At 66.4% G+C, this 13,082-nt stretch carries 11 protein-coding genes; 7 read left to right on the top strand and 4 right to left on the bottom strand.

Going from position 1 to position 13,082, the window contains the following annotated elements:
- Positions 1-25 precede the first annotated feature (25 nt).
- The gene (ilvD, locus tag CupriaWKF_RS13295) at positions 26-1,699 is read right to left on the bottom strand and encodes a dihydroxy-acid dehydratase (RefSeq protein ID WP_276098323.1); all 1,674 of its coding nucleotides are present in this window, start codon (positions 1,697-1,699) and stop codon (positions 26-28) included.
- A gap of 151 nt (positions 1,700-1,850) precedes the next feature.
- Between ilvD and CupriaWKF_RS13290 the strand changes: the two genes are divergently transcribed.
- Both CupriaWKF_RS13290 and lgt read left to right on the top strand, forming a co-directional pair.
- Positions 1,851-2,798, top strand: a complete 948-nt coding sequence (locus tag CupriaWKF_RS13290; RefSeq protein ID WP_276098322.1) for a LysR family transcriptional regulator — start codon at positions 1,851-1,853, stop codon at positions 2,796-2,798.
- Between the two features lie 17 nt (positions 2,799-2,815).
- A complete protein-coding gene (gene lgt / locus CupriaWKF_RS13285) occupies positions 2,816-3,646 on the top strand; it encodes a prolipoprotein diacylglyceryl transferase (protein ID WP_276098321.1) in 831 nt (276 codons plus the stop codon).
- Positions 3,647-3,664: 18 nt separating this feature from the next.
- Here the strand turns inward: lgt and CupriaWKF_RS13280 are convergent, their stop codons facing one another.
- Positions 3,665-4,708, bottom strand: coding sequence for a M48 family metallopeptidase (locus CupriaWKF_RS13280; RefSeq protein ID WP_276098320.1), 1,044 nt, complete (start codon positions 4,706-4,708; stop codon positions 3,665-3,667).
- 51 nt (positions 4,709-4,759) lie between these two features.
- Positions 4,760-5,860, bottom strand: coding sequence for a YjgN family protein (locus CupriaWKF_RS13275; protein ID WP_276098319.1), 1,101 nt, complete (start codon positions 5,858-5,860; stop codon positions 4,760-4,762).
- A gap of 736 nt (positions 5,861-6,596) precedes the next feature.
- Between CupriaWKF_RS13275 and CupriaWKF_RS13270 the strand changes: the two genes are divergently transcribed.
- From CupriaWKF_RS13270 to CupriaWKF_RS13250, 5 genes are all read left to right on the top strand, one after another.
- Positions 6,597-7,313: a GntR family transcriptional regulator gene (locus CupriaWKF_RS13270; protein ID WP_276098318.1), complete on the top strand. Its 717-nt coding sequence runs from the start codon at positions 6,597-6,599 to the stop codon at positions 7,311-7,313.
- Positions 7,310-8,752 carry a malonyl-CoA decarboxylase family protein gene (locus tag CupriaWKF_RS13265; protein ID WP_276098317.1) on the top strand — a complete coding sequence of 481 codons (1,443 nt, stop codon included), beginning with the start codon at positions 7,310-7,312 and terminating at the stop codon, positions 8,750-8,752. Before CupriaWKF_RS13270 ends, CupriaWKF_RS13265 begins: the two co-directional genes overlap by 4 nt.
- Positions 8,753-8,911: 159 nt before the next feature.
- A complete protein-coding gene (locus CupriaWKF_RS13260) occupies positions 8,912-9,913 on the top strand; it encodes a tripartite tricarboxylate transporter substrate binding protein (protein ID WP_276098316.1) in 1,002 nt (333 codons plus the stop codon).
- A gap of 3 nt (positions 9,914-9,916) precedes the next feature.
- Positions 9,917-10,699, top strand: a complete 783-nt coding sequence (locus CupriaWKF_RS13255; RefSeq protein ID WP_276098315.1) for an enoyl-CoA hydratase-related protein — start codon at positions 9,917-9,919, stop codon at positions 10,697-10,699.
- 85 nt (positions 10,700-10,784) lie between these two features.
- Positions 10,785-12,338, top strand: coding sequence for a malonyl-CoA synthase (locus CupriaWKF_RS13250; protein ID WP_276098314.1), 1,554 nt, complete (start codon positions 10,785-10,787; stop codon positions 12,336-12,338).
- 43 nt (positions 12,339-12,381) lie between these two features.
- On the opposite strand, the gene CupriaWKF_RS13245 is transcribed toward CupriaWKF_RS13250, so the two are convergent.
- Positions 12,382-13,074, bottom strand: coding sequence for an SIMPL domain-containing protein (locus tag CupriaWKF_RS13245; RefSeq protein ID WP_276098313.1), 693 nt, complete (start codon positions 13,072-13,074; stop codon positions 12,382-12,384).
- Positions 13,075-13,082: the final 8 nt, after the last annotated feature.

Genomic DNA, 13,082 nt, shown 5'->3' with positions numbered 1-13,082 from the left:
CAAGCACCCCCGCCAGCCAGCCCAATTAATCCGTCACCGCCCCCTTACTCGCCGTAGACGCCAACCGCGAAAACTTCGCCAACACCCCCCGCGTATAACGCGGCGCTGGCTGCTTCCACTCAGCCCGGCGCCGCGCCAACTCTTCATCCGACACATTCACCCGCAGCAGCAGCTTGTGCGCGTCGATGGTGATCGAATCCCCTTCCTGCACCAGCGCGATATTCCCGCCTACATACGCTTCAGGCGCAACATGGCCCACCACCATGCCCCACGTGCCGCCCGAGAAGCGGCCGTCGGTGATGAAGCCCACTGACTCGCCCAGCCCCTTGCCGATGATGGCCGAGGTCGGCGCCAGCATCTCCGGCATCCCCGGCCCACCCTTGGGCCCCAGGTAGCGCAGCACCAGCACGTCGCCTGGGTTGATCTTGTCGGCGAGGATCGCCTCCATCGCGCTCTGCTCGTCCTCGAATACCCGTGCCGGCCCGGTGATGACCGGGTTCTTCAAACCGGTGATCTTGGCAACGGCGCCTTCCTCGGCCAGGTTGCCCTTCAGGATGGCCAGGTGCCCTTCGGCGTAAAGCGCCTTCTCGATCGGCATGATCACGTCCTGATCGGCGCGCGGCTGGTCGGGCACGTGCTCGAGTTCCTCGGCCAGCGTGCGGCCGGTGATGGTCAGGCAGTCGCCATGCAGCAGCCCGGCCTTCAGCAGGATCTTCATGACCTGCGGGATGCCGCCGGCCTTGTGCAGGTCGGTGGCCACGTACTGGCCCGACGGCTTCAGGTTGCAGATCACCGGCACCTTGCGGCGGATGCGCTCGAAGTCGTCGATGGTCCATTCGACTTCGGCCGAGTGGGCGATCGCCAGGTAGTGCAGCACGGCGTTGGTCGAACCGCCGGTGGCCATGATCAGGCTGACCGCGTTCTCGATCGACTTGCGCGTGATGATGTCGCGCGGCTTGATGTCTTTCTTGACGGCCTCGACCAGCACGCGCGCCGATTCGGCCGCGCTGTCGACCTTCTCCTGGTCGGGGTTGGCCATGGTCGACGAATACAGCAGCGACATGCCGAGCGCCTCGAACGACGAACTCATCGTGTTGGCGGTGTACATGCCGCCGCAGGAGCCGGTGGACGGGCAGGCGTTCCGTTCCACGCCCTCGAAGTCTTCCTCGCTCATGCGGCCGGCGGTGAATTCGCCCACCGCCTCGAACGACGACACGATGGTCAGGTCCTTGCCTTTCCAGTTGCCGGGCCGGATGGTGCCGCCATAGACATAGATGCCCGGCACATTGGTGCGCGCCAGCGCGATCATGCCGCCCGGCATGTTCTTGTCGCAGCCGCCGATCACGACCACGCCGTCCATCCACTGGCCCTGCGCGGCGGTCTCGATGCAGTCGGCAATGACCTCGCGCGAGATCAGGGAGTACTTCATGCCCTCGGTGCCCATCGACATGCCGTCGGAGATGGTCGGCGTGCCGAACACCTGCGGGTTGGCGCCGGCGGCCTTCACGGCATCGATCGCGGCATCGGCCAGGCGCTGCAGGCCGGCGTTGCACGGCGTGATCGTCGAATGGCCGTTGGCGATGCCGACCATCGGCTTGTCGAAGTCCTCCTTCTTGTAGCCGAGCGCGTAGTACATCGAGCGGTTCGGGGAACGCGCCACGCCTTGCGTGATGTTCTGGGAGCGCTTGTTGAATGCCATGATGGGGTCTCCGGGGGATGTCTTTCGGCCGCCAGGCCGCCGTGCGGGCGCAGGCAGAGCGATGTTGTGCCGAAAGAATGCGACTTGCGTTTTGGCGTGTCAAATATATTATTTGACCGTTATTGAGTCGAAAAACATATCAGGAGGACCATTGGACCTGCGCCAGCTGCGGTACTTTGTCACGGTAGCGGAAGAGTTGCATTTCGGGCGCGCGGCCACGCGGCTGGCCATGACGCAGCCGCCGCTTTCGCAGCAGATCCAGGCGCTGGAGGAGGAAATCGGCGTGCAGCTTTTCGCACGCACGCGCCGCTCAGTGATGCTGACGCCCGCCGGTCAGCAGTGGCTGCCGGAGGTCCGGCGCGTGCTGGCGGACGCGGCGGCGCTGCCAGGGCTCGCGCAGCGGTTCGCGCGCGGGGAGATCGGCTCGCTCGCGCTGGCGTTCGTCAGTACGGCCGACTACGGTATCCTGCCCGACCTGCTGCGGCGCTTCCGCGCGCAGCATCCGGAGGTCCAGCTGCAGTTGCGCGAGGCCACCAGCGATATCCAGCTCGAGGCCCTGATCGACGGCAGCATCGACGCCGGGCTGGTCATCCGTCCGCAATGGCCGGCCATGCCGCACGGCCTGTCCTACCTGCCGCTGATCAGCGAGCCGCTCGTGCTGGCGGTGCCGGATGGCTGGCGGCCCGCGCACGGCAACGTACCGGTGGATGGCAAGGTTTCGCTGCGCGACGCCGCGCAGGAGCCGCTGATCATTTTCCCGCGCCGAAGCGCGCCGGTGTTCTATGACATCATTACAGGCTACTATGCGCGCGACGGCTTGACGCCGGTGATCGCGCAGGAAGCCATCCAGATGCAGACCATCGTGAGCCTGGTGTCTGCAGGCATGGGGGTGGCGCTGGTGCCGGCCTCGCTCTGCAACCTTCGCCGCACCGGCGTGTCGTACCTCGCGTTGCGCGAGGCGGGGCCGCAGATCGAGACCGGACTGGCCTGGCGCGAAGGCGCCGCCGGTGTCGCGCCGGCGCTGCGTTCCCTGATCGACATCGCGAGCGGGCTGGCGTCCGAGGGATCTTTGGTATCCGCGGCTGCCGGGCCTTTATAACTTCCACCCACCTCACCATGCTGATTCATCCCCAATTCGATCCGGTTGCCATCCATCTTGGCCCGCTTGCCATCCGCTGGTACGGGCTGATGTACCTGGCCGGGTTCATCATGTTCCTGTGGTTCGGCCGCCTGCGCATCCACCAGCCGCATATGGCGGCGAAGGGCTGGGTGACGCGCGACCTCGACGACATGCTGTTCTTCGGCGTGCTGGGCGTGATCCTGGGCGGGCGGCTCGGCTATGTGCTGTTCTACAAGCCGTCCTACTACCTTTCGCATCCGCTGGAGATCTTCAAGGTGTGGGAGGGCGGCATGGCCTTCCATGGCGGCTTTCTCGGCGTGCTGGTCGCGATGTGGCTGTTCGCGCGTCTGCGCAAGCGCCACTGGCTCGAAGTCACCGACTTCATCGCGCCGATGATCCCATGCGGGCTGGCCGCTGGCCGCATCGGCAACTTCATCAACGGCGAACTGTGGGGCCGGCCCACGGACCTGCCGTGGGGCATGATCTTCCCGCAGGCGGGCGACAACATTCCGCGCCACCCGTCGCAGCTTTACCAGTTCGCCGGCGAAGGCGTGGCGCTGTTCATCATCCTGTGGCTGTTCGCGCGCAAGCCGCGGCCGATGGGCGCAGTGTCCGGCGTGTTCCTGATCGGCTATGGCTGCTTCCGTTTTGCCGCCGAATTCGCGCGCGAGCCGGACAACTTCCTGGGCCTGCTGGCGCTGCACCTGTCCATGGGCCAGTGGCTGAGCCTGCCGATGATCCTGGCCGGTATCGCGATGGTGGTGTGGGCCTATCGCCGGCAGGCGCGTTCCGGCGAGGAACAGCCCGCGGCGGGATCGGGCTCCTGACGGTACGTTCGCGCGGCGTCAGGGGCCTGCCGCGCGCAATGCCTCGATCCGTTCGTGCGTGTGCGGATGCGTGGAGAGGAAATCGTCCAGCGCAGGGCCCTCCGCCTTGGCGCCGGCAGCAGGCTCGTTCTTGTGCGCGCCACGGTTCTGGTTCCCGAGCGCGATCAGGACATCGGCGAGCGCTGACGGCGGCAGCCGGTTGCGCTGCATGACCTCGATCGCATAGGCATCGGCCTCGCGTTCGTGCTCGCGCGAATAGCGCAGCGTCAGCATCGCGGCGGGCACGCCGGCCAGCACGGAAGAAAAGTCCCCGAACATATACGCAGCCAGCGCGCCGACGGCCGAAGCCTGGATGACCTGCTGCAGGCCGTGGCGTTGCGCGACATGGCCCGCCTCGTGGGCGAGCACCCCGAGCATGCCGGCGCCCGTGCCGGCCAGCCCCACCAGTTCGTCCGTGACCACGATGGTGCCGCCGGGCAGGGCCAGCGCGTTGGCGCCCAGGCGCCCGCCCCGGCGGAACACGATCTGGTAGTCATGGCCGGGATCGTCCGGCCGCTTCAGCCCGGCGAAGCCTGTGCGGATGCGGGCCTGTTCCGCAGGGGGCAGGCGCGTGGGCTCGACCACCCCGTTGTCCAGGCTGGCCAGCGTGGCACGGCCGAGCTGTGCCTCGAGCGCGGGCGGCACCGCCCGCGCAATATGCGACGCGCCCCACGGCAGCAGTACGTAGTAGCCCAGCACGAATACGGCGACCAGCGCAGCCACTGCCATGCCCGCCATGCGCCAGCTGTTCTGTGCCTTGACCACCCAGCCTTCCTGATGCCCCGTCGCGGCGAGCAGGCTGTCGAAGGCAGCGTGGTCGCTGACCTGGCAGAAGGCGCCGTCCGCGAACGTTACGAGGCGCGGCGCGCGCCGTACCCGCTCCGATACGCGCAGCGACGACAGCGCCGCGCGCCGCAGCTCCGCGCCATCGGCATCGCGCAGCACGGCCTGCCCGGCGTCCACGGCCAGTGTGGCCGGGTGCGCCCGCGACGAGCGGCCATCGAAGTAGGTGACGGGAATCATCGGCGCAATTTCATCGGTGAGTCATTTCCGGCTCTGGCTGTGCACGCAGGCTCAGAGCGCAATGTCGATGTCATACCAGTCCGCCGCGGCATCGCCGAGCGCACCGACGTTCTCGGCCTGGCCCGCGACGAAGGCGTCCAGCGGCGCGCGCGCCAGCAGCGACATGCATTCCACGCGGTAACGCGCGGACCGGACCCGGGCAAACGGCAGGAACAGTCCCAGGGTCAGTGCAATGCCAATCATGTTCGTCAGGAAAATATAGAACAGGCGGCCTGCCTTCACTTCGCTGCGGAAACCGTGCGGGGCCAGCGTGGTGTGGTTCCACACGAGGTTCTGCAGCGAGGCATTGAAGTATGGGCCGACGGCCAGCAAGGCGACATAGATGCCGAGGGTGCCGAGCAAGCCGGCAAACACCGCGGCGCCGCGGCCCGATCCGGCACTGAAGCCCAGCGCGATGCCGCCGGCCACCGCGACCAGCACGACCACGATCGTCATGGCGAAGGTGCGCAGGTACACGCCGTAGAACGAGCCGGCCGATGCATCGAACGCAAATGGCGCCGTGCCGAAACGCGTGTGATTGTGCTGGTAGTGCTTCAGGCGCTGGTGCGCGAGCGGCGCCAGCGCACCGAGCGTGAATACCGTGAGCAGCGGCCACAGCACGAATACCTTGTACGCTTCGGCATCGCCGCCGGTGAAGGCAAAGCGCAGGCCGCGATAGCTCGAGTTCGCCATGCGAAAGCGCAGCGACCGGACCAGCAGGAGCGGGAACACCGCCGCCAGCGCCAGGGCCAGCAGTGCTGCCAGCATCGGTGACACCTTGCCGGCAAGCTGGAACGCGAACGCCAGCACGAACACGATGGCGCGTCCCTTGAGAATCGCTGCTGCCCGGCCGTGGTAATCGAATGTGGCCCCGTCCAGGCTGGTGTTGCGATAGAAATACTGCAGCGTGCGGACCTTGGCCCACGCGGAGTAGATGCCGAACGTGACGATGGTCAGCAGCGTGTTGACGATCCAGATGCGGAAATACTCCGATCCCGTGCCTGTGAAGGCGAGCCGCAAGGCCCTGGGCTCGATCGGGCGTGTCGCCGGAGCCTGGCCGCTGTCGGGCGTTTCGGGAGAAGCAGGGACTGCGCTGGTGTCGCCGGTTTGCATGGTCGGAATTCCCGTCTGGTCGGATGGCGGCCCCGAGGCCAAGTTGTTTCATCAGCGCAACCATTTTGCGCGTGTCGATTGTGCCTTACTCCACATACTGCAGGTGCCTGAACTGGCAAATTCACCACAAATGCCAAGGTTTGCGGGGAAACTCCGAAAGCCGCAAGATGGCGTCCCTGAGACTTTGGTCGTAACAGCTGAGATACATTCTGTTACATGAATACGGCTTTGTAACAAGTTTCCCATTCTCAACATCAATAAAAACAATGACTTATGCCACGTGGCACGATACTCGCTAACTATCTTGTTACAAGAATGCGGGCCATGCCGAAGCTCGCGAAGGACGGGGCCGGGGAGGACCTGCAGGCAGACAGGGGCACCGGACAACAAAACGACGGCAAACGGGAAAATCCGCGCATACCACACTGTGCGCGATCAAGGGGGGCGCAGGGTCAGCGTCGGTAGTCCATGACCCACGCAGGCCGATGCCGTCGGGGCAGCGACCGGCGATGACATAGTCCGCAGCAGTTCTTTCAGGCGCGGGCGCATGCTGGCAGGGAGGCTGGCATGCGCCCGCCGCACCTCTGGCTCATTCCAGCCGCTTATGTTTCTTTTCTGTTGCGCGCCGCAACATCGAAATGCCTTGCCTGAGACTTCCGATTATTCATAATTATGAATTATCGGGCGACCTGCACATGGTGCGGGAGGGGCCCCGGATCGATCCTGGCGGAGGCTTATGCGTATCGTCCAGCAGGCGCTTTACCTCGAGGTGGCGGACCGCATGCGCGGCATGATCGACGCGCATGCGCTCGTACCGGGGGCATGGATCGACGAAAGCGCGCTGGCCGCCCAGCTCGGCATCTCGCGCACGCCGCTGCGCGAGGCGCTCAAGGTGCTGGCCGCCGAAGGGCTCGTCCGGCTCGAGCCCCGGCGCGGCTGCTTCGTCAATGAACTGTCCGAGCGCGATCTCGACGAGATCTTTCCGCTCATGGCGCTGCTCGAGGGGCGCTGTGCCTACGAGGCCGCGCGCAATGCCACCGCGCAGGATCTTGAAGCGCTGGAAGGGCTGCACGCCGAGCTTGCGCGGCATGCCGGCGCAGGCGATATCGATGCCTATTACGAAACCAATTTCCAGATCCACGAAGCCATCCAGCGTCTGGCCGGCAACCGCTGGCTTTCCGGGCTGATCAGCGACTTGCGCAAGGTGCTGCGCCTGTCACGGCACAAGAGCCTGAAGCTGCCCGGGCGCATTCATGAGTCCTGCGCCGAACACCTGGGCATTTTTTCGGCGCTCAAGGCGCATGATCCCGAAGGCGCCGAAGCCCTGATGAAGACCCATCTGCTGCGCCAGCGTGCCGCACTGACGGCGCTGGACCGCACCGCCACGGCCGAAGCGGCCGCGCCGCACGAGTTCCCGAAGATTTCGTCACGCACCAAGGCAGGTATCCCATGAGCTCCCTCGACTCCGGCGACCACAAGATCAGCGCCCCCTTGGGCGTCAGCGAACCGTCAGGCCCCAATCTCTTGTCGAGGATCGGGCGCTGGTGGGGCCGCAAGGGCGATGCCGACGCGGCTCCTGCACCGGCAAAGGATGCCGAGGCCGCGCCACTGCCCGCGCGCGTGGCGCGCCGCCAGCGCGACCAGTTGCGGCTATGCCTCGATGCGCGGCTGACCGACAGCAACGCCAACGCCGCCGCGCAGGCCTGGCAATCCGAGTACGAAGCCGCGGACGAGGGCATGCGCCGCGGCATGCTCGAAGTGCTGGCGGAAGTGGCCGGCAGTACGGGGCCGGATGAGGGTGCCGCGGACGCGGACAAGCCCGGCAAGCCGGCACGCGGCGGCTCCGGCCTGAGCCAGGCCTTGTCCAATGCGCGCATCCGCTTCTTCAAGCGCCTGGCCGCGCTGCATGGCCAGCGTGGCAACAGCGCGTGCGGCCTGCATTTCCTGATCCGCCTGCGCGCCGATATGCTGCGCTGGCAACGGCGCATTCCCGGCTTGCGCGTGCTCGACGAAGACCTCGAGGCGCTGTTCTCGAACTGGTTCGATGTCGGCCTGCTCGAACTGCAGCCCATCACCTGGGACTCGCCGGCCTCGCTGCTCGAGAAGCTGATCCGGTACGAAGCCGTCCACGAAATCTCGTCATGGACGGATCTGCGCAACCGCCTCGATTCCGACCGGCGCTGCTATGCGTTCTTCCATCCGCGCATTCCGCGCGAGCCGCTGATCTTCGTGGAAGTGGCCTTCGTGCCGGAGATGGCGGCCAACGTCCAGGCTTTGCTCGACGAAGCCGCGCCGCTCGAAGACCTGCGCCGCGTGAAGTGGGCCATCTTCTATTCGATCTCGAATACGCAGGCCGGGCTGCGCGGCGTCAGCTTCGGCAATTTCCTGCTCAAGCGCGTGATCGAGGAGCTGCAGCGCGAGTTTCCCAAGGTCCGGCAGTTCGCGACGCTGTCGCCGATCCCCGGGTTTGCCGACTGGCTGCGCAAGCAGGACGGCGCCGCCGTGGCCAGCGCGCTGGGACCAAAGCGGCTGGCGCGCTGGCAGGACCGGCACGGCCCGGCGCCAGCCGGCGGCGCGGGCTGGCTCGAGGCGTTGCCGCCCGATTCCCAGGACGCCGTGGTGCGTGACACCGCGTTGTCGCTGGCCGCCCATTACCTCGTGCGCGAGCGCAGCCAGTCCTTCCCCGCCGATCCGGTGGCGCGTTTCCACCTTGGCAATGGTGCGTGCGTGGAACGGCTTAACTGGGGGGCGGACCTGTCGCGAAAAGGCTGCATACAATCGTGCGGCATGATGGTGAATTACCTTTACGCGCCCGAGGCACTGGATGACAATCTAGCGCGCCTTGGCGAAGGCAACCCGCGCATCAGCCGTGCCGTGGGGAAGCTGCTGTGACTCGGGTCAGGTCACGAACAACATGCCATGGCACCGCCGTTTGCTGAGCACCAGGTACGGCATTTGTCGGGATTTACAACAAGCGCAACGAGCGCAACGAGCAAAACAAGCAGTATCCGGATCAACTTTCCACTTCGAGAGAAAGAGGAGGCAGTGAAGATGAATCTTCGTCAGTTCAGCCTGGCCGCGTGCGCGCGCGCCGCCGTCGTGGTCGCTGGCCTTGCCGGCATGGCATGGCAGGCGCCGTCCGCGCTGGCGGATACCTGGCCGTCCAAGCCGGTCACGGTCATCGTGCCGTTCCCCGCAGGCGGCGGCACCGACGCCTTCGCGCGCCCGCTGACCGCGCAGCTCTCCAAGCAGCTCGGCAAGCAGTTCGTGATCGATAACCGCGGCGGTGCCGGCGGCACCCTTGGGGCGAGCCTGGCGGCCAAGGCCGCGCCGGACGGATACACGGTCTTTATCGGCGGTGCGCACCACGCGATTGCGCCATCGTTCTACAAGAAGCTCGACTACGACATCGAAAAGGATTTCATCCCCGTCACGGTGATCGCCCAGCCGCCCCAGGTCATCGTGGTGAACCCGTCGCGCGTGCACGCCAATACGCTGCAGGAACTGCTCGACTACGCACGCAAGAATCCGGGCAAGCTTAACTATGGCTCGGCGGGCAACGGCTCCTCGCACCATCTCGCGGGCGAGCTGTTCAAGCTGCAGACCAAGACCCTGATCACGCATATTCCCTACAAGGGCGCGGGCCCGGCGCTGTCGGACCTGATCGCCGGCCAGGTCGACATGATGTTCGACGGCCTTGGCTCATCCGCGCAACATATTCGCGCCGGCCGCATCAAGGCGCTGGCGGTGGCATCGGCCAAGCGCTCGCCGGCATTCCCGAATGTGCCGACCGCGGCGGAGGCGGGCGTGCCGAACTACGAGGTGTCGACCTGGTACGCGATGTGGGTGCCCAAGGGCACGCCGAAGGAGATCGTCGACCGCCTGTACACCGAGACCGAGAAGGCCCTGAATACGCCCGAGCTCAAGCAGGTCTGGATCAGCAATGGCTCGGAAACGCCGCAGTTCACCCAGGAGCAGTTCGCCCAGTTCCAGCGCAGCGAGATCAAGCGCTGGGCCCAGGTGGTGCAGCTCTCCGACGCCAAGATCGACTGAGCGATGAGCGGTACTGTCGAGTTCGCAGCCCAAGGCACCACGGCTACTGTCACGCTGTCGCACCCGGGCAAGCTCAACGCCATCTCGGCGCAGATGTGGCTGGCGCTGGCCGACGGCTTCACGCGGCTGTCGGCCGACACCTCGCTGCGCTGCGTGGTGGTGCGCGGCGCCGATGGCAATTTTGCCGCCGGCGCCGACATTGCCGAGTTCCCCATCGTGCGCGGCGACGAGTCCGCGGTGCGCCGCTACCACATGGAGATCATCGCTCCGGCGCTGGAGGCCATTGCCGGCTGCCCGCACCCGACCGTGGCGATGATCGAGGGCGTATGCGTCGGCGGCGGGCTGGAGATCGCCTGCCATTGCGACCTGCGCATCGCGGCGGACAATAGCCGCTTCGGCGTGCCGATCAACCGGCTCGGCTTTCCGATGGCGCCGGGTGAACTGCAGGGTTTGCTCGCGCTGGCGGGGCGTGCCGTCGCGCTGGAGATCCTGCTCGAGGGCCGCGTCTTCGATGCGGCCGAGGCGCGCGAAAAGGGCTTGCTGACTCGCGTGGTGCCGGCCGGCGCATTGGCGGCGGAGGTCGATGCCACGGTGCGCAGGATCACGGCCGGGGCACCCGTCGCGGCGCGCATCAACAAGGCCACGATCCGCCGCCTGTCGCCGCAGCCCGAGCCGCTGAGCGCCAAGGAACTGGCCGCGCATTTCGCCTACGCCGAAGGCGGCGACCATGCCGAAGGCGTGGCGGCCTTCCTGGCCCGCCGCCCCCCGCGGTTCGAAGGGAACTAGCGCGTTTCCCCATTACAATCGTCCATCGCCCAATCGTCCATTGCCTTCCGCGCCTGGATGCCGGAAGTCTTTCTTCATCCGCACCATGAACGCCAACCTGTTCGCACTGTTCGAAACCCGCTTTCCCGCCGACCGCAGCGCCTGCTGTATCGAGACGCACGACGGCCTGTACTACAGCTGGGACGATCTCGACCGCGCCACCGCCAAGCTGGCCAACCTGCTGACCGGCCTGGGCCTGCCCGAAGGCGCGCGCGTGGCCGTGCAAGTGGAGAAATCGCCCGAAGCGCTGTTCCTCTACCTGGCCACGCTGCGCGCCGGCTATGTCTACCTGCCGCTGAACACGGCCTACCAGGAAGCGGAGATCGACTACTTCGTCGGCAATGCCGAGCCGTCGGTGGTGGTGTGCAGCAGCAAGAATTTCGGCTGGGTATCGAAGGTGGCCTTCCGCCACGGCACCAGCTACGTTTTCACACTCGACGAAGACCGCACCGGCTCCCTGCTGTCGCGCGCCGCGGCCCGGCCCGATACCTTCGAGACCGAGCAGCGCGCCGAAGATGACCTGGCGGCCATCCTCTATACGTCCGGCACCACCGGGCGCAGCAAGGGCGCGATGCTGACGCACGGCAACCTGGCCTCCAACGCGCAGACGCTGCACGAATACTGGGGCTGGCGCAGCGACGACGTGCTGCTGCACATGCTGCCGATCTTCCACGTGCACGGCCTGTTCGTCGCCTCGCACGGCGCGCTGCTGGCCGGTGCCAAGATGATCTGGGCGCCGAAGCTGGACATGGCGCAGGTGCTGAAATTCCTGCCGCGTTCCACGGTGATGATGGGCGTGCCGACCTACTACGTGCGCATGCTGCAGGAGTCGCGCTTCGACGACGACACCTGCCGCCGCATGCGCCTGTTCGTCTCGGGCTCAGCGCCGCTGCTGCTGGAGACCTTTGAAGAATTCCGCAAGCGCACGGGCCACACCATCCTCGAGCGCTACGGCATGAGCGAGACCGTGATGCTGGTCTCCAACCCGTACGACAGCGCGCTGGGCGAACGCATCGGCGGCACTGTCGGCATGCCGCTGCCCGGCGTGTCGGTGCGCGTGGTCGATGGCGAGGGCCGGCCCAGCGCGATCGGCGAGATCGGCAATATCGAGGTCAAGGGCCCGAACGTGTTCAAGGGCTACTGGCGCATGCCGGAGAAGACGCGCGAGGAATTCACCGCGGACGGCTGGTTCAAGACCGGCGACGTGGGCCGCTTTGGGGGCGCCATCGTCAGCCAGGCCGGCGAGCGTCCGGTGCCGGACAACTATGTGACCATTGTCGGGCGCAGCAAGGACCTGATCATCTCCGGTGGCTACAACGTCTATCCGAAGGAGATCGAGAGTTTCATCGACGAGATGCCGGGCGTGGCCGAGAGCGCGGTGATCGGCGTGCCGCATGTCGATTTCGGCGAGGCGGTGGTGGCGGTAGTGGTGAAGAAGCCAGGCGCCGACCTCGACGAGGGCGATCTGATCGGCTCGCTCAAGGGCCGCATCGCCAACTTCAAGGTCCCCAAGCGCGTGCACGTGGTGGAAGAGCTGCCGCGCAACACCATGGGCAAGGTGCAGAAGAACGTGCTGCGGCAGCAGTTCGCCGCGCTCTGAACGGCGGCGGGGCGGCCTGCCAGCGCGGCCGGCCGCCCGGGTTTTACTTCAGCATCTGCACCGAGCCATTCACCGACACGGTGACCTGCGTCTTGCCGCCCTCGACGGGTACCGGTGCCGCGGAGTCGGACATCATGGCCTTGGCAGCGCCATACATGCGCGGCATCGGCGGCACCATGCCGCTCTCGTTCACGTTCACTTCGCGGATCGTATAGCTGCTGTAGCCGAACAGCTTCGAGGCGGACTGCGCTTTTTCGCGGAATGCGCTCACGGCCTGCTCGGTCAGCTTGCCCTCGGCGGCCTGGCGCGCTTCGCGCGACAGCGAAAACGCAATGCCCTGTACCTGCATCTGGTTGGCCAGCTCACCGGCCAGCTTCGACACGGCGGCAAAATCACGCGACTGCAGGATGACTTCCGAGCGGCCGCGCCACGTACTGATGCGGCCGTTGCGGTCGGTACTCGGGCGGATCGTGAAGCCACCAGACTCCGCCTGCACACCCGGCGTGCGCTTGGCCTGGTTGATGACGGCCTGCGTGCGGGTCGAGAGCTGCGACGAGATCGCGCCCGGCTCCGCGCCTTCCTGCTCTGCCGCCAGTGTCAGGTGCACCACGTCGGTCGGCACTTCGGTCACGGCCTGTGCCGAGAGGGACAGCACGCCGGCCGGCGCCGGCAGGGTTTGCGCGGATGCGACCAGCGCCGAGGTGCCGAGCAGGGTGGCTGCAAGCAGTTGTTTCATCTTGTTCT

Origin of the sequence: Cupriavidus sp. WKF15, from assembly GCF_029278605.1 — a bacterium.
Lineage (GTDB): Bacteria > Pseudomonadota > Gammaproteobacteria > Burkholderiales > Burkholderiaceae > Cupriavidus.
This window is presented reverse-complemented; position numbering and strand designations above follow the sequence as displayed.